Here is a 17,094-nt window from a genome sequence, read left to right as displayed (position 1 = left end):
CGGCCTTTAGGCCGCCTTTTTTTATGGTTAAAGGGTCTTTGCCCATAGGGCTACGGGATCAAATATTGAACTAAAGACCTCCGGCCTGGTCCATTCAGGACCTTCTATAATTAGGCCTGCTGCCTCTTCCAGTCTTTTTATTAGAGCCCTGCTTTTGTCGTCAACATATTTCTTGTATAGATTGTCTACTCTTTTTGATATATCTGCCGCGCCCGGGTCCTGTACCATTTCAAAGGCAAGCGGCACCATAAAGACATGGGAAAGATAATGGAACGGGATCATCCATTTGTCCCGAGCCTGCATGACCTGAAGCCTTCTCCTGAAAATACCGATCGAAATTTCCACATAACCCTCGGCCGAACCCCTAAAGCCGTTCATAAGCTGGAAGCGGACAACTTTATTGTCTTCGAATGCGTTTATAAGAGTGGCCAGAACCTCTCTTTCGAAAGGACCTCTAGAAAACCGGCCGTTAAGTCCGATTATGTCCTCCTCAGAAATAAAGCCTGCCGCAATGTGACCTGCCTCGTGCCGTAAAGCCATTCCCAACATCTCGTCATCCGTTACAGGCCATTCCTGGGCAAGCCCCATAAGGTATCCCGGGCAAGGCAATGTGTCAAGTCCGTGTTCTACTGCCATCTGGAATGGAAGAAAGCAGATCCTCAGCAAATCGAAAATATGACTTTTTTCTGATGTGCCGGCATTAATTCTTATATCCGCAGCCTTGCGGACGCTTCCCAGCCCTTGAAGCATATTTCCCGCTCTGTCTACATACCCTTTATCAACAAGCTGGGCAAATAATTCCGGATTAGCGGTTTTGAAAGTATCGTAAGCATTAACAGCCCCGGTCCATATGCCTCCGTAGATCTCCCGGACCCTTGTCCTGACATCATGGAACAGGCTCAACCTTGCGTCGCCGTTCACTTTTGGCGCCAGCATTCCCTGAAGCTCTCTGTCCGAACACATGAGGCGCGAGACCTGTCTGCCAAGGCGTACCGAGAATGGGCCGCTTGTAAGCCATGCCGTATGCGAGAGGAATTGCGGGGTCTGGCCTGTGATCTTTTTGCCCATATCTACCATTTATCGGCCTGTTTGCATTTTAATTTCATTTATTTGCTATAATATCTACACTCATCATGCACGAGGCGCACTTGTTCCAAAATTTGATAAGGTACCTTGAGGAAGAAGAAAAAGCTTCGGACAAGAAGATCAGAAAGATATCCGTTAACCTTTCCAGATTTTCCGGCTTGAGCAGGGAACACTTTTTGTCCCATTTTGAGCAGGCCGCCCTAAATTCGGGAGGCAAAGACATAGAGATAGATTTTAAAGAAGTCCCCTATGGCCCTGAATTTGAGATAACCGAACTGGAATACGCATGAAATACGCGTTGGTCAAAAAAACGGACCTTGAAAAATGGATCCGCCACCTTCAGAAAAAGGCCCGCTTTTATGCCCCCAAAAAGAAAGAAAATCTCTATGTTTTCAGACCCATAAAGGATGTGAGCGAGATCTGCCTGGACTATATCCCTACGATCCTTCCGCCAAAAAAGTATTATTTTCCGCAGAAAGAGAAGCTGGCAAAGTTCGACACAAAGACCCTTAAGGAAGAAAGGGACCTCAAGGAACCCGAAGAGTTCATCCTTTTCGCGGTACACACCTGCGACATAGCCGGCATACAGTGCATGGATGCCGTTTTTAGGGAGCAGCCGGCCGACCCGTATTACCTTAGCAGAAAAGACAGGATGACCATCATAGGCTTCGAGTGCATGAAATACTGCGACAGCCACGCCTCATGCGCCTCTATGGGCAATCATCTGCCAAGGGGCGGTTACGATCTGATGCTTACTGATATAGGGGACAGCTACATTATCCATGTTAATTCCGAAAAGGGGGAAGCTCTTATAAAAGGACTCTCCTATATCAAGAAGGCAGATAGCTCAAACATGAAAGCGCTGGACAGCGCCAGAGAAGAAAAGAACCGGGTCTTCAAAGAGGAATTGGACGCTCCCGTCTCCAAAGTGTATGAGGCCTTTGATAAAGGTTTTAACGCCAAGGTATGGGAGGATACTGGGAGAAGATGCGTGGGCTGCGGCAATTGCACTTCGGTCTGCCCTACCTGCTACTGCTTTAATGTCGAGGACGAATTGTCGCTTGACCTTGGCAGCGGCACAAGGTACAGGATCTGGGATTCCTGCCAAATGGAGGATTTTGCAAAAGTCGCCGGGGGCCATGATTTTAGAAAAGGCCGCGACTTAAGGCAAAGACACAGATATTATAGAAAATTTAAATACCCTGCGGACAAATTCAACAGGTATTTCTGCACGGGCTGCGGAAGATGCACCAGGGCCTGCATGGCCGGTATCGACCTTAAAGAGACCGTGAACGCGCTGCTGAAAGAGGTTGCGTGATGGACAGAAAAGAGCTTTTAGAAAAAATGGGCTCCTTTCCCTATGGCCAGATGAAGGGAAAGATCGTTGAAACCCGGATGGAGGGAGAGCAGGAAAAACTTTTCCGCATAGAGTTGGAAGGAAAAAGGGAGCTTGGACATATGCCGGGCCAGTTCGTAATGGTCTCGGTCTTCGGTTTTGGAGAAGCTCCTATTTCTGTTTGCTCATCCCCTACCGACAAAGGTTATTTTGAGCTGACGGTCCGTGCAGTGGGTTCGCTCACCAGGCAGCTTCACAGGCTCGAAAAAGGCGATCTGGTGGGGATACGGGGCCCTTACGGCAAAGGATTCCCCGTGGACAGCATGTCGGGCTTTGATCTTTTGATCATAGGGGGCGGGCTTGGGCTTGTTCCCTTGAGATCCCTTATCAGATATGTCACTGCCCAGAGGAATGAGTTTGGAAATGTGCAGATACTTCTGGGATGCAAAACCCCTAAAGAGATCCTTTTTGGCAGGGAGACCAGCGAGTGGATGAAAAGGTCCGAGATAAAGTTCAGCTGCACCGTGGACAAACCTGACGATGAATGGGCAGGCAATGTAGGGCTGATAACGACCCTGATACCGGGAGTGGATATCATTCCCGAAAGAACTTACGGAGTGGTAGTAGGCCCTCCGGTAATGTATAAATTTGTGATAGTGCATCTTTTGGAGAAAAAGATACCGGACCACCAGATACTGGTCTCTCTTGAGCGCAGGATGAAATGCGGGCTCGGTAAGTGCGGCCACTGCCAGATAGAAGGAACTTATGTGTGCCAGAGCGGACCGGTTTTTACCTATGAGCAGATAAAGCAATTTAAGGGGGAATGCCTTGAAAAAGCCTGAAAGAAAACCGAAACTGGCGTTCTTTGATTTTTCGGACTGCGAGGGCTGCCAGCTGCAGTTCGCCAATATAGGCTCTACCCTTTTGGAGCTTTTGGAACTGGTGGATATCGTTAACTTCAGGGAGATCATGTCGGAGAACGGCCAGGATTATGACATTGCCTTTGTAGAAGGCAGTATTACCACAGAGAACGACATAAAAAGGATAAAAACCATTAGGGAAAAAGCCAAGGTGGTCGTTGCCCTGGGTGCCTGCGCCACTATAGGCGGCATAAACGGGATGAAGAACAGAAAACCGCTTGAAGAAGCAAAAAGAACGGTATACGGGGACAAGGCAGGAGGGGTCAACACTGTAAAGACCATGCCTGTCCACGAGGTGGTGTCTGTTGATTACTTCATTAACGGCTGTCCGGTCTATGTTCCGGAAGTGATCTCCGTTATCAAGTGCATCCTGCTGGGAAAGCCCTATGCTGTTCCCGATCATCCGGTTTGCATTGAGTGTAAAATGAACGAGAATGTCTGCCGCTACGAAAAGGGGGAAGATTGTCTGGGCCCGGTCACCAGGGCGGGCTGCAATTCCTGGTGCATAAACAATGGCAACAAGTGCTACGGCTGCAGGGGGCTCCTGAGCGACCCTGCATCCTCGGCCCAGAAGGACATTTTACTCAAATACGGCCTTACAGTAGAAGACATACTTAATAAGTTCACGCTTTATAATGACTCCACCGGAGCAAAATATGACAACGAGTTCAAATAGCGCAAAGAACGTTAAGATAGATGTCCACTACCTTACAAGGGTGGAGGGCCATGGCAGCATAGTCGTGGATGTTAAGAACGGCGCTTTGGAAAAATGCCAATTCCAGGTCATAGAATCCCCCAGATTCTTTGAGTCCATGCTTGTAGGGCGCTCTATCTGGGAAGCCCAGCATATTACCAGCAGGATCTGCGGCATATGCGCCTGCGGACACACCTTGGCCTCTGTTAAGGCAGGAGAAGATGTCCTGGGAATAGTCCCTTCAGCCCAGACCGTAATGCTCAGAAAGCTGCTCCTTAACACAGAAATACTGGACAGCCATATCCTTCATATCTACATCCTTGTTGCCCCCGACCTTCTGGGAGTCAAAAGCATTTTCCCTCTTATCAAGACGCACAAGTCCATGATAGAGCGCGCTCTCCGCATGAAAAAAATGAGCGATTTTGCCGGCGAGGTCCTGGCGGGAAGACACATTCACCCCATTACTTATGTGATAGGCGGCCTTACCAAGCTCCCTTCCAGGGAGAATCTTGAGAAGTTGTATTCTATGATGCTGGAAGCCCGCGGCGACGCCGAGGAAACCTTAAAGGTGTTCAAGACCCTTGAGTTCCCCGAATATGAGAGGCCGACACAGTATCTTTCGCTTAAAGCTGATAAGGAATACGCGCTATACGAAGGCTCTCTTGCAGTTAACGGGCAACGCAAGGCCACGGACAAAGACTACAGGGCCCTTTTGAGTGAAACAGTGCTTGATTATTCAAGGGCAAAGGTCGCCCACATAGGAGGCAAACCTTATGCGGTCGGAGCTCTTTCAAGGTTTAACAACAATTTTGCCCAGTTGAATAAAAGGGGCAAGGATACAGCCAAAGAACTCGGATTAAAGGCCCCCTGCAGCAATCCGTATTTGAACACGGCCGCTCAGCTGGTTGAATGGGTGCACTGTCTTGAGGAATCTATCAAGATACTTAAAAAAGTCCTTAGCGAAGGACTTGATGAGTCCAAATCTATCGTAAGCTCTTGGCCAAAGAAGGATCAGACCCCTTCCTACAGGCCCAATACTGGCGTTGGCTGCGCCGAGGTCCCCAGAGGCACCCTGTTCCATGAATACACGATAGATGAAAAAGGGCTGATTACAGCCGCAAATTGCGTGATACCAACCAACCAGAACATGGCTAATCTTGAGGAAGATATGAGAAAATTGGTGCCGGAATTAATTAATGGTGCGGGCGTGGCAGGTAGAAACGTCCTGCAGGGCGTCTCTACAGAAGACATTACATTAAACCTGGAAATGCTTGCCAGAGCATATGACCCCTGCATCTCCTGCTCCACCCACATGCTCGATGTCAAATTCATCTGACCGGACCGCCGTAATAGGCATAGGCAACCCGTTGAGAAAAGACGACGGCATCGGGATAGCCGTACTTGATAGGCTGCGCAAGCGCGATGACGGCAGATTCGATTATTTTGACCTGGGGACCTCCGCTATAGACCTTATAAACAGGCTGTCAGGATATAAAAGAGCCCTTATCATTGACGGCATCAATGCTGGCCTGCGCCCGGGACAGTTGAAGATCTTCGGGCTCAAAGAAATAGAAGCGCAAAACATCAAAGAGGACCTGTCTTCTACCCACCAGATAGACCTTGGCCAGCTACTGGCCCTGTCAAAAAGCCTTGAGCTTAAAACGGAGATCATTGCGGCAGGCATACAGGTTGAGGATGTGTCCTTTGGCGGCGGGCTTTCGCAAAGGCTGGCCGAAAAACTTGAAAGCTACGCGGACGATATCATTAAACATCTGGATCATTTATAAGGCGCCTGCCCCTATTGTCAGAAAATCACCCATGGTGTAGAATGGTCTTTGTTGAAATTTTAGGGAGGTATTATCATGTCACACAAAATACAGGATTCCTGCATAGCCTGCGGAAGCTGCGAGCCGGAGTGCCCCGTACAGGCGATCGCTTCCGGTGACCCTATTTATACTATAGACCCGGCCAAGTGCACCGACTGCGGAAAGTGCGTTGAGGCCTGCCCGGTGAATGCCATCATAAAAGAATAGTGCCGATCCGCATATATTCTTCCCCCCTGTGCCCGTTCTGCCAGCAGGCAAAACGGTTCTTTAATGAAAAAGGGCTGGATTTTGAGGAATTCAATGTTCTTGAGGACAACACTGCCGCAAAGCGCCTTATAGAGATGACGGGACAGACAGGGGTCCCGGTCATAGATATAGACGGAAAATTGATCCTGGGCTTTGACAGGACAAAGATAGCGCAGGCGCTGTCCGGCGATCTTTCCTTGTAATTTTCGGCCTCTTTGTGCTACAATCCCATCAACTTTCGGCATGAAGAAACTATCCAAAAGCGCCGAAGCGCTGCTGAAGAACAGATATCTCCTCAGGGATAAGAACGGGAAAGTGTGCGAAACCCCTCAGCAGTTGTTCCAAAGAGCGGCTAAAGCGGCTGCGGGAGCCGAAGCCCTCTACTGCCAGGCCTTACAACGAAAACAGCTCGAGCGCCGCTTTGCCGAACTTATGTGCGACGGGCTGTTCCTGCCCAATTCTCCTGCTCTTATGAATGCCGGCACGGACATTGGACAGCTGATGGCTTGTTTTGTCCTTCCCGTAGAAGATAGCCTCTCCTCGATATTTGACTGCCTAAGGAGCGCCGCGCTGATACACCAGAGCGGGGGAGGCACGGGCTTCAACTTCGGCGGGCTCAGGAAAAAAGGCGATATAGTAAAACGCACTCACGGGGTGTCCTCGGGCCCGGTATCCTTTATGCGGCTTTTTGATGCCGCCGCAGACACCGTTAGGCAGGGCGGCAGGCGCAGAGGCGCTAATATGGGCATTCTTCCATTCGACCATCCGGACATCATTGAATTTATCGAGGCCAAAAAAGGCCGCGCCTCTTTGACCAACTTTAATCTGTCGGTGCTCATAAGCGACAAGTTCATGGCTTCCCTTAAAAAGGGCGGCAGCTATCCGGTAATTGACCCGAGGACAAAAAAGCCCTGCGCAAGAAAGGACGCTCACGAACTGTTCCTTAAGCTGGTAGAAAATGCCTGGGAAAGCGGCGACCCGGGGGTGCTTTTTGCCGACAGGATAAACCGGGACAATCCTCTGCCTAAACTGGGGAGGATAGAAGCCACCAATCCATGCGGCGAACAGCCCCTGCTTCCTTACGAGGCCTGTGTTCTTGGCTCGATAGCTATCTGCGAGTTTGCCAAAGGGGACGGCGTTGATTTCAAAAAACTCGGGGACACCGTTCATCTGGCGGTAAGATTCCTCGATGACCTCATTGATGCCTCAAAATATCCCCTGCCCCAAATAGAAGAAGCGACAAAAGCCTCTAGAAAGATAGGCCTGGGGATAATGGGGTTTGCCGACCTGCTGATAAAACTGGGGCTCCCCTATTCTTCACAGAAAGCGGTCGCTCTTGCCGAAAAGATAATGAAGTTCGTCCAGGAAGAAGGCCGTTCCGCTTCCGAAGAACTAGGAAAGATCAGGGGCTCATTCCCCGCATTCAAGGAAAGCATATACAGGAACAAATTCAAGGCGCTGCGCAACGCTTCTGTCGCCACTGTTGCGCCAACCGGGGCGCTCAGCATCATCGCGGGGTGCTCCAGCGGAATAGAGCCCATCTTTGCCGTGGCCTGGGCAAGGCAATTGGGAGGTAAAGAAGAAGTGACCGAGCATAATACCATGTTCGAACAGGCCGCAAAAAAGGGCGGATTTTGGAGCAGCGACACCATCAAGTCCATACTCTTGAACGAAGGAAGCGTTTCCTGCCTTGAGGGTATGTCTGACAATATCAAAGCTCTCTTCGCAAGGGGTCTCGATATCCCGGCGCACTGGCATGTGAGCATGGCAGCAGCCTTCCAAAAATACACCGACGGCGGAGTGTCAAAGACGGTCAACCTTTTACCTGGCGCGACAAAAGAAGATGTACGGGACATTTTTTTGCTTTCCCACAAATTGAAATGCAAGGGCATTACCGTTTTTAGAAGCGGATGCAAAAAGGAAAAGGAGCTCTGTATTAAGCCGGAAGACACTGGAAGAGTTGTGGTTGAGAGCGACTTTTCCGGAGGATCTGCCGCCGGTTATTGCTGCGCCTGACAGGCTTTTTCAAGTTGTAAAAACCCCTATTGACACCCCACATATGTGGTGTGATATACTTCAATTCCGCGCTAAATAAAGGGTTTTGGGAGGTTAAAGGATGAAATGCCCCGCCTGCGGAAAAGATGAAGATAAAGTAATTGAATCAAGGACCATAGGCGAGGGCTCCTCGGTCAGAAGAAGAAGAGAATGCCTGTCCTGCAGGGCCAGATTCACATCCTACGAAAGAGTGGAAGAAAGGCCTCTTTATGTAATGAAAAAGGATGGGACCCGCCAGCCCTATGACAGAGAAAAGCTGGCCTCCGGGATCTTGAAAGCCTGCGAAAAAAGGCCCGTAAGAATGGAAGATGTGGAACAGATCGCGGACGAGGTCGAGAAGTATCTGTATTCGGAATACGGAAGAGAAGTGTCAACGGTCAACATAGGCGGGATAGTGATGGACAAACTTCAAAAGCTTGACAAAGTGGCTTATGTCAGATTTGCCTCGGTCTACCGCCAGTTCGAAAGCGTCTCGGATTTTGTTAAAGAGATAAAAACACTGTCTTGATCCCCAAATAAAGGAGGAAGGCTGCAATGCCAAAAGAAGAGCTGAACCTGTCCGAAAATTCGATAAAGGTGCTGGAAAAAAGGTATCTTAAGCGCGATAAAAAGGGCAATATCGTGGAAAAACCGGGAGATCTTTTCAAGAGGGTTGCGGAAAATATTTCTTCCGCGGAGGCAAAGTTCTCCTCCTCCATCGAAGCCAAAAGGTACGAAGAGGAATTCTTCAGGATGATGACCGCCCTTGAGTTTTTACCGAACTCCCCGACGCTCATGAACGCCGGCAGGGAGCTCCAGCAGCTCTCCGCCTGTTTTGTTCTCCCAATAAAGGACTCGCTTGAAGACATCTTTGAAACAGTAAAAGAGACGGCCCTTATACACAAGAGCGGCGGCGGCACAGGCTTTTCTTTTTCCAGCCTCAGGCCAAAAGACGATATGGTGATGACCACAAAGGGGATCTCTTCCGGCCCTGTGTCCTTTATGACCGTTTTTGACGCCGCGACCGAAGCCGTAAAACAGGGAGGGACCCGCAGGGGCGCAAACATGGGTATTTTGAGGGTCGACCATCCCGACATCCTTGATTTTATAACCTGCAAAAGGGACAACAGCAAAATAAACAACTTCAATATCTCAGTCGCCGTAACTGACGAGTTCATGGACGCGGTAGAGGACGGCAGGATGTATGACCTTATCAACCCCAGAACAAAAGAAAAAGTGAAGCAGCTCAGCGCAAGAGAGGTGTTCGACCTTATAACAGAAATGGCCTGGAAGAACGGGGACCCCGGCATAGTCTTTATAGACCGTCTTAACGCTTTCAACCCGACCCCATTGGTCGGAGAGATAGAGGCCACGAATCCTTGCGGGGAGCAGCCCTTGCTTTCTTATGAATCCTGCAATTTGGGCTCCATCAACCTTAGCAAAATGGTGCGCTTTCATGAAGCCGGCCATGCGGATATAGACTGGGACAAGCTGAGAAGGACCATCCATCTTGCGACCCGCTTTCTTGACAATGTGATAGAAATGAACAAATATCCGCTTAAAAAGATCGAAGAAACCACAAAGTCCAACCGAAAGATCGGTCTGGGCGTGATGGGCTTTGCCGACATGCTAATTATGCTCAAGATCCCTTACAACACCAAAAAAGCGGTGGCTATCGGCGAGAAAGTGATGAAGTTCATACAGGAAGAAAGCAAAAAGGTGTCATCAAAACTTGCCGAAGAAAGGGGCGTGTTCGCCAACTTCAAGGGCAGCATTTACGATATACAGAACGGCCCCAAATACAGGAATGCCACCACAACAACAATTGCCCCTGCCGGCACCATAAGCATTATTGCCAACTGTTCTTCGGGAGTAGAGCCCTTGTTCGCTATTTCCTACATAAGAAGGGTCATGGACAACACGGAAATGGTAGAAGTAAATCCGCACTTCAAAAAAGTTGCGATAGAAAGAGGATTTTACAGTGAAGAATTGATGAAAAAGATCGCCGAAAAAGGCGGCGTACACGACATTGACGAGGTGCCTGACGATGTTAAAAGGGTCTTTGTCACCGCCCACGACATTTCTGCGGAATGGCACATCCGCATGCAGGCGGCATTCCAAAAATATGTAGATAACGCCGTGTCCAAAACCGTCAATTTTTGCCAGTCGGCAACAGTGGACGATGTCAAGAACTCCTACCTGTTCTCCTATAAGGAGGGCTGCAAAGGGATCACCATATACCGCGACAAGAGCAGGGAAGCCCAGGTCCTGAACATTGAAAGCGCCAAGATCAAAGAAAAGAAAATGGACGGGATCATTCCCCGCGAGCGGCCCAACGAAACCATAGGAAAAACTATCCGGGTCGGCACCGGCTGCGGAAATCTTTATATAACCGTCAATGAGGACGGGGCCGGGCTCTGCGAGATCTTTGCAAAGATGGGCAAATCCGGCGGCTGTGCGGCCTCCCAGTCCGAAGCTATCAGCCGGCTTATTTCACTTTGCCTCAGGTGCGGGATAGAGCGGGAGGCAATTGTAAAACAGATAAAAGGGATCCGCTGTCCGTCACCCCTATGGGTTAACGGCGGCATGGTTTTGTCCTGCCCTGATGCCATAGGAAAGACGATAGAAAAATACCTTCACAACGGCAACGGCAAGCACTGCGATGCTTCCGAATCCGAGCCCGCCCTTTTGGTAGACCCGGTTGTGGCAACAGCTGCGTTAGAGACTGAGCCAATTGCTTACGCCGGAGCCGCAATGCCGATAAACGACGGCAGGGACAAGAACCCGGGCATGTGTCCCGAGTGCCCCGAATGCGGCAACATGGTCGAATTCAGCGAAGGCTGTATAATCTGCAGGGCCTGCGGCTATTCTAAATGCTGGTAATAGATGATCCTAGCCTTTATAGGTGACGGCGAAGGAAAGACCTCTGCGGCGGTTGGACATGCGCTCCGCGCCGCGGGGCACAGCAAAAAAGTCGCGGTCCTGCAATTTTTGAAGGGCAGCGACAAAACCGGGGAATATAAATATTTGTCCGGTTCAAATATAGACATCCGCCTGGTCGGCGACAAAACCTTTGTATTTGACAGGGCGCCCAAAGATATTCACATAAAAAAGGCCAAAGAAGGCCTTGCCATGGCAAACCAGATGATCGCCTCCGGAAAATATTTTCTGATAGTGCTGGACGAGATATTAGATGCCGTTGCGGCCGGGTTGTTGCCGATGGGGGATATAATTGATCTGGTTGGGGCACGCGGCCGCGTGCCCGTACCGGGATCGCGCGCCGTCCCCCATTTAATATTGACCGGCCGCATCCTGCCCCCGGAAATATCAACAAAAGTCGACCTCATCACCAGGATGCAGAAAATAAAACATTATTACGACAAGGGGGAAAAAGGGATTGAGGGGTTGGATTGGTAGATATCAGGAAAAGATTTGCTCGAACTTATCCCTATGCTTCATCACAACCTTCGTCCCGTCCTCTTTAACAAGCACCCTCGCGGGCCGCGGGAATGAATTGCTGTTGGCGGACATAAGAGAAGAAGAATAGGCACCCGTGTCATAAATGATGAGAACATCCCCTCTTTTAGGCTTTCTTTCCAAAAAGACCTTATATTTTGAGATCATATCCCCGGAAAAGCAGAGGTTGCCTCCGATAAAGGCCTCAAAAGGCCTATCGTCATTGCTAAAGGACTTATCCGCTAGCTCCCACTTTCGCACAGGCTTTTCAAGCAAAGATTCGCAGTGGCTGGTAACGCCTAATTCTATGGTCACCAGATCGTGCTCATATGCGACTTTTCGCACAATGCTGACTTTCGCAAGGGTGATCCCCGCATCTTCAACAACGGCTCGGCCCGGCTCAATAGTCAGCATCGGGCTTCCGATATCCTGCAGGGCTTTGACCGCATTTACTGTCTTGCCGTTTACCTTGACCTGCCCTTTAAGCACGGCTTCCAGCATCTTTTCTTTGGGATAAGGAGTATAAAACCGCTCGCCAGTCCATTTTTCAAGATGTATTTTTGCGTTGGTCTCGGTGGTAAACCCCGCGAGCCCGTCGTGCCAGACAAAAACATGTTTGGGGTCGCCTGCTTCCGCATCCAGATATCCCTTCCGTATCCTTTGAACAATATGATCCCAAGTGTCTTTTTCAACATATCTTACAGGGAAACCACCGCCAAGATTAAGGACTTTACATTGTATGCCGGACGAGTTCATAAGTCCGCACATTTCTATCATCTTGCCAAGGACTGCCAAAAAAGGCTCCAACTGGGCGATCTGGGAGCCTATATGCGTGTGGAACCCCGCAAATTCTATCTGAGGATAGTTCTTAAGCCTTCCGATAAAGGCGGGGATATCGCGCAGAGGCACCCCGAATTTTGTCCACAAACCGGAAGTAAAATAGCTGTCCGCTGTTATATCGTCCAGTTCGTATCCGCTTATCCTGAGCAAGACTCTGGGCGTTTTGCCTAGAGTCTTGGCTATTGCACAGATGTTCTCAAACTCTTCCAGGCTGTCGGCAACGATGTTCATCCCCCTGTTTATTGCATCTTTAATAAGAAAGTCTTCCTTGCAGTTGCCGTTAAGGTCCAGCATTTCGGGCGGGATCCCGGCCTCAAGCGCGCACCTTGTCTCGTTATAGGAGGCCACATCGGCCCCGCAGCCTTCTTCATTGACTATTCTCAGGGTTTCCTGATGTGTACATGCTTTTGCGGCAAAACAGACCCGACCCTTTGGGTAGTTATCGGCAAAAATATTCTTGAATGCTTTGAGATTTCTTCTTATTTGCGCGGCGCTGTATATGTGGAGCGGCAGTTCATATTCTTTTTCCCATAAAGGAACCGGCTGCCCCATCACATTGGCTTGGTCGTTCATAGATAAACTGATAATACTTTATCCGGGATTGGGATTCAATAACCCTAACCCCTCTCCCTCTTGGAGAGGGGCAGGGGGGAAGGGCTGAACAGTTATAAATATTATGGTAGTATTTGAAAGTTATCCGCTATGCCAAATATTGAAGCGTTCCTTTCCTATTTTAACGGCCTCGTCTGGGGGCCTCCCATGCTGGCGCTTCTTCTCGGCACGCATATCTTTTTGACGCTCCGCCTAAAGTTTGTCCAGAGGCATGTCGGCAAAGGTATCCGGCTCTCCGTTTCAAAAAAAGATGAAAAAGCCAGGGGCGATGTCAGCCCGATGGGGTCCTTGATGACCGCCCTAGCGGCAACTATCGGCACCGGCAATATCATCGGTGTTGCCACGGCTGTTTCTATCGGGGGTCCCGGGGCTGTCTTTTGGCTATGGATAACGGGGATCTTTGGAATGGCCACAAAATATTCCGAGGCCCTTCTTTCCGTCAAATACAGGACCGTATCAAAGACCGGGGAAATGGCGGGCGGGCCTATGTATGTGCTTGAGCGCGGCCTTAAAATGAAATGGCTTGCCGTTATCTTTGCTGTTCTGACCTCGGCAGCTGCTTTTGGTATCGGCTGTACGGTCCAGGCAAATTCTATTGCCTGTCTTATGAAAGACACATTTTCTGTTGCCCCGGAGGTCTCGGGTCTTGTCCTGGCTGTTTTGACCGCGGCCGTTATTTTGGGAGGGATAAAAAGCATCGCAAAAGTGTGCACTTTTCTTGTCCCGTTCATGGCCATCTTTTACATTTCCGGCTGTCTTATTATTCTTGCTGTCGGCATAACATCTATTCCTGAAACGATACGGCTGATCATTACCAGCGCTTTCACGGCGCACGGGGTTGCAGGAGGGTTTGCAGGGGCTTCTTGGCTTATGGCCATGAGATACGGCGTTGCCAGGGGGCTGTTCTCCAACGAATCAGGAATGGGAAGCGCTCCTATCGCAGCCGCAGCTTCTAGAGCAAGGAACCCTGTTAGACAGGCGCTGGTATCTTCTACCGGGACTTTTTGGGATACCGTTGTCGTCTGTCTTTTGACGGGTCTTGTTTTGGTGAACACGGGTGTGTGGCAGAAAGGCCTTGCGGCACCCCTTCTTACCAGCGCGGCTTTTGGAAGTGTGCTCGGCATAGGCCCCGTTGTGTTGACCTTTGCTTTGCTTACTTTTGTCTATTCAACTCTTATAGGGTGGTCCTATTACGGGGAAAAAGCTATTGAATATCTGGGCGGGCATAAATTGATATTCCCGTACAGGGCTCTTTGGTGCGTTATGGTTTATTTCGGTTCGGTATTTTCGCTTTCTTTCGTGTGGGACGCGGCTGATATAGCCAACGGCCTCATGGCTCTTCCTAACCTGGTCTCTTTACTGCTTCTTAGCGGGGTAATAGTCAAAGAAACCAGACATTATCTTTGGAAAAACCGCCTCGACGAAGAAGTCTCCTGATCAGCCCCAGAGCGGCAATCCTGTTTTTTCATCTTTGACCCTGTTAAGTTCTCCGCCCGTCAATTCTTGAATAAAATATTCTGCCGCAAAGATCTCTGTACCCGGCATTAAGTGCCCGCCAAAAGCTTTTCCTTCAAAATCCGCGAGCGTGATGTGCGCATGGACCAATATTTCTCCGTCCTTTAATGAAATATTCCCTGTACAGTTGGAAATTTCAAGCTTCTTGTCGATAGAAGCGCAATCAGTGTATTTCTTTGTTGATTGCTCATAATATCCCAGCTTTACATTCCTGACGGCGCCGATAACATTAAAAACTCCGAGACGGATGTTCTCTTTTTTGCAAAACGAGGTCAATGCTTCGAGAAGGTTTTCCCCCGATTCAAATCTTCCGATAAAAAGGCGGCCGGGTTTGGGTTTTATGTGCATTAAAACATTATAATTTATATTTCGGCGGGATTCTACGGAGCTCCATACAGGCCGGCTCTGCTCATCTTCTCTGCAAACAAAGATACGATCGGGCTGTCAATGGTCACTATGGGGGCTTTAAAAGCGCCCTTGACAACACCAAACAGGTCCATAAAAGGATTTGTTATTGCCCCGGTATTCAGTCCTTTGAAATATTGGCGGACCATATCATTGGCATATATTGCGGCCTCTGCGTCAGTAAGTCCATATTGCTTAATGTATTCCAGCCACTTGTCTATGGCATAAAGCAGGTCCATCGCCTGGTGCGCCAGGATTTGCGGGAATGTCATATTATCCCTATAGTCCATTACATACCCCATGTCATGAACAACAACAAAACGATTCAGGCTTGAAAGATTCCCCATGTGCATCGAATGTTTTACAAATCCGTTATTATGAAGGGCCTCGAGAGAAGCCACTATCTTGCTTGTGCTAGGGCAGCCTCTTCTCACGGTCCAATTCCATGAGCTGAGCGCAATAAAACCCAAAGGCTTTTCAACTCCAAAACGGTCAATAAAAGGAAAGTCGGGCCATATCTGCCCCCATGCTAAAGGATATTTTGTTGTGACAACTGTTTCGGCCCGGTTGCTACGCGCCAAAGCCCGATTCAGGTCCCATGTTTTGACAAATTCATTGACAGCCTCGTAAAGAGCGTCTCCTCCCTGCGGCATACCCGCGTCCTGGTATCTGTGAAACATCCCGGAGCTGTCGGCTTTCATATTGAACGGGACATCTCCGTCTCCAGTATGTATAGTTATAGGTTGTGTTGCGTCAAACATATGCCCTTTTATCCAGGAACCTTCAAACCATGCTTTAGCGGGCTCCAAAGGCAACCACTGCGCTCTCACATTATCTGCAACTTCATGATTGATCGATACTGTTTGTTCGATAGCCCTTATGTCTCTTTTCCCCAGATATGGCAGGGCTTCTCTGTTTATCCAAAGATCAACTTTTCTCTCCCCTCCCTTGGTCTCCATCCTCTCGCACAGCCTCTCCGCATACTTAATAAACGGAGTTTCGGCTCGTGTCAGTATTTTTGCCATTCTGTCAGTTCGTCGGATGTTTTTGCCCCCAATTTCACAGGGGTGCTATAATCTATCAACAATGGTTCTGTATTCAAGGCCCAGGGCAAATAAACTCATCGCAATTTTTATAAAAACCTATCCCAAGGCAACAATAGCTCTTGAATACAAAACCCCTTTTCAGCTTTTGGTGGTCACGATCCTTTCCGCCCAGTCAACCGACAAGCAGGTCAATAAGATCTCCCCTGCCCTTTTTAGCAGATATAGGACAATAAAGGACCTGGCACAGGCAAAACTTCCGGAACTGGAAAAATATGTTCATTCAACCGGTTTTTACCGCAACAAAGCAAAAAATATTAAGGGGGCGGCGCAGAGGATCCTTGAAAACTTCAAAGGAAAAGTGCCGAAGACTATGGAAGAGCTCAAAACCCTCCCCGGTGTTGCCAGAAAGACGGCAAATATTGTTCTTTCAAACGGATACGGAATAAATGTCGGCATCGCAGTGGACACCCATGTGCTTCGGCTTTCAAAAAGGCTCGGCTTCTCAAAACATAGCGACCCTGTAAAGGTTGAAAATGACCTCATGGAGCTTTTTCCAAAAAACCTGTGGGGAAAGATAAACCATCTTCTGGTCCGCCACGGCAGAACCGTCTGCGACGCGAAAAAACCAAAGTGTGAGATCTGTCCGGTATGCAAATTATGTCCTAGCTGTAATTTATGAAAACCCTGATCTATGTAATTCAAAAACACCACGCCTCTCATCTTCACTATGACCTTCGCCTGGAACATAACGGCGTCTTAAAAAGCTGGGCGGTCCCTAAAGAGCCTCCTCTCTCAGCCGGGACAAAGAGGCTGGCGGTTGAGGTAGAAGATCACGAACTTGGCTATGAGAACTTCGAAGGCATCATTCCGGAAGGAAATTACGGGGCGGGAAAGGTCGAAATATGGGATAAAGGTTCCTACGAGGCGGAAAAGTTCGAAAAGGACCGCATTGTGGTGGACATAAAAGGGGAAAGGTTGTCCGGCAGATATGTTCTTGTAAGGCTAAAGGGGCAAAAAAAGAACTGGCTGTTCTTCAAGGGCTGACCTCATCTAAAACCTTACGACTGTGCTAAACTTT

Annotated in this window: 19 protein-coding genes; 15 read left to right on the top strand and 4 right to left on the bottom strand. The window is 49.1% G+C overall.

The window, feature by feature from the left end; genetic code table 11:
* Positions 1-27: 27 nt before the first annotated feature.
* Positions 28-1,077, bottom strand: coding sequence for a hypothetical protein (locus tag WC490_01710; protein ID MFA5097327.1), 1,050 nt, complete (start codon positions 1,075-1,077; stop codon positions 28-30).
* Between the two features lie 56 nt (positions 1,078-1,133).
* Here WC490_01710 and WC490_01705 point away from each other — a divergent pair, with 56 nt between their 5' ends.
* The 12 genes from WC490_01705 to WC490_01650 all read left to right on the top strand — a co-directional run bounded on the left by WC490_01705 (position 1,134) and on the right by WC490_01650 (position 11,559).
* Positions 1,134-1,376, top strand: coding sequence for a hydrogenase/urease maturation nickel metallochaperone HypA (locus tag WC490_01705; protein MFA5097326.1), 243 nt, complete (start codon positions 1,134-1,136; stop codon positions 1,374-1,376).
* Positions 1,373-2,404 carry a 4Fe-4S dicluster domain-containing protein gene (locus WC490_01700; GenBank protein ID MFA5097325.1) on the top strand — a complete coding sequence of 344 codons (1,032 nt, stop codon included), beginning with the start codon at positions 1,373-1,375 and terminating at the stop codon, positions 2,402-2,404. The genes WC490_01705 and WC490_01700 overlap by 4 nt, the downstream gene beginning before the upstream one ends.
* Positions 2,404-3,264, top strand: a complete 861-nt coding sequence (locus WC490_01695; GenBank protein ID MFA5097324.1) for an FAD/NAD(P)-binding protein — start codon at positions 2,404-2,406, stop codon at positions 3,262-3,264. Before WC490_01700 ends, WC490_01695 begins: the two co-directional genes overlap by 1 nt.
* Positions 3,251-4,018, top strand: a complete 768-nt coding sequence (locus tag WC490_01690) for a cytochrome B (protein MFA5097323.1) — start codon at positions 3,251-3,253, stop codon at positions 4,016-4,018. Before WC490_01695 ends, WC490_01690 begins: the two co-directional genes overlap by 14 nt.
* A complete protein-coding gene (locus WC490_01685; GenBank protein ID MFA5097322.1) occupies positions 3,999-5,372 on the top strand; it encodes a Ni/Fe hydrogenase subunit alpha in 1,374 nt (457 codons plus the stop codon). The genes WC490_01690 and WC490_01685 overlap by 20 nt, the downstream gene beginning before the upstream one ends.
* A complete protein-coding gene (locus tag WC490_01680) occupies positions 5,356-5,823 on the top strand; it encodes a hydrogenase maturation protease (GenBank protein ID MFA5097321.1) in 468 nt (155 codons plus the stop codon). Before WC490_01685 ends, WC490_01680 begins: the two co-directional genes overlap by 17 nt.
* A 75-nt stretch (positions 5,824-5,898) precedes the next feature.
* On the top strand, positions 5,899-6,069 hold the full coding sequence (locus WC490_01675) for a 4Fe-4S binding protein (protein MFA5097320.1): 171 nt from the start codon (positions 5,899-5,901) through the stop codon (positions 6,067-6,069).
* Positions 6,069-6,311 carry a glutaredoxin domain-containing protein gene (locus WC490_01670; GenBank protein MFA5097319.1) on the top strand — a complete coding sequence of 81 codons (243 nt, stop codon included), beginning with the start codon at positions 6,069-6,071 and terminating at the stop codon, positions 6,309-6,311. Before WC490_01675 ends, WC490_01670 begins: the two co-directional genes overlap by 1 nt.
* A gap of 40 nt (positions 6,312-6,351) precedes the next feature.
* Positions 6,352-8,124 carry an adenosylcobalamin-dependent ribonucleoside-diphosphate reductase gene (locus WC490_01665; protein MFA5097318.1) on the top strand — a complete coding sequence of 591 codons (1,773 nt, stop codon included), beginning with the start codon at positions 6,352-6,354 and terminating at the stop codon, positions 8,122-8,124.
* 100 nt (positions 8,125-8,224) lie between these two features.
* Positions 8,225-8,671: a transcriptional regulator NrdR gene (gene nrdR / locus WC490_01660; GenBank protein MFA5097317.1), complete on the top strand. Its 447-nt coding sequence runs from the start codon at positions 8,225-8,227 to the stop codon at positions 8,669-8,671.
* Positions 8,672-8,697: 26 nt separating this feature from the next.
* Positions 8,698-11,025: a vitamin B12-dependent ribonucleotide reductase gene (locus tag WC490_01655; GenBank protein MFA5097316.1), complete on the top strand. Its 2,328-nt coding sequence runs from the start codon at positions 8,698-8,700 to the stop codon at positions 11,023-11,025.
* Positions 11,026-11,028: 3 nt separating this feature from the next.
* The gene (locus WC490_01650; GenBank protein MFA5097315.1) at positions 11,029-11,559 is read left to right on the top strand and encodes a cob(I)yrinic acid a,c-diamide adenosyltransferase; all 531 of its coding nucleotides are present in this window, start codon (positions 11,029-11,031) and stop codon (positions 11,557-11,559) included.
* Between the two features lie 3 nt (positions 11,560-11,562).
* Here the strand turns inward: WC490_01650 and WC490_01645 are convergent, their stop codons facing one another.
* Positions 11,563-13,011: an alanine racemase gene (locus tag WC490_01645; protein MFA5097314.1), complete on the bottom strand. Its 1,449-nt coding sequence runs from the start codon at positions 13,009-13,011 to the stop codon at positions 11,563-11,565.
* A 129-nt stretch (positions 13,012-13,140) separates the two neighbouring features.
* Here WC490_01645 and WC490_01640 point away from each other — a divergent pair, with 129 nt between their 5' ends.
* Positions 13,141-14,487, top strand: a complete 1,347-nt coding sequence (locus tag WC490_01640; protein ID MFA5097313.1) for a sodium:alanine symporter family protein — start codon at positions 13,141-13,143, stop codon at positions 14,485-14,487.
* On the opposite strand, the gene WC490_01635 is transcribed toward WC490_01640, so the two are convergent.
* Positions 14,488-14,913, bottom strand: coding sequence for a PPC domain-containing DNA-binding protein (locus WC490_01635; protein ID MFA5097312.1), 426 nt, complete (start codon positions 14,911-14,913; stop codon positions 14,488-14,490). It lies immediately after the preceding gene.
* Positions 14,914-14,945: 32 nt separating this feature from the next.
* Positions 14,946-15,995: a hypothetical protein gene (locus WC490_01630; GenBank protein MFA5097311.1), complete on the bottom strand. Its 1,050-nt coding sequence runs from the start codon at positions 15,993-15,995 to the stop codon at positions 14,946-14,948.
* Positions 15,996-16,056: 61 nt separating this feature from the next.
* On the opposite strand from WC490_01630, the gene nth reads away from it, so the two are divergent.
* Both nth and WC490_01620 read left to right on the top strand, forming a co-directional pair.
* The gene (gene nth / locus WC490_01625) at positions 16,057-16,695 is read left to right on the top strand and encodes an endonuclease III (GenBank protein MFA5097310.1); all 639 of its coding nucleotides are present in this window, start codon (positions 16,057-16,059) and stop codon (positions 16,693-16,695) included.
* Positions 16,692-17,060: a DNA polymerase ligase N-terminal domain-containing protein gene (locus tag WC490_01620; GenBank protein ID MFA5097309.1), complete on the top strand. Its 369-nt coding sequence runs from the start codon at positions 16,692-16,694 to the stop codon at positions 17,058-17,060. The genes nth and WC490_01620 overlap by 4 nt, the downstream gene beginning before the upstream one ends.
* Positions 17,061-17,094 lie beyond the last annotated feature (34 nt).

This window comes from Candidatus Margulisiibacteriota bacterium (genome assembly GCA_041650635.1).
Taxonomy (GTDB): domain Bacteria; phylum Margulisbacteria; class WOR-1; order JAKLHX01; family JBAZKV01; genus JBAZKV01.
Note: the sequence above shows the minus strand (reverse complement) of the source record. Positions and strands in the feature narration are given on the sequence as shown.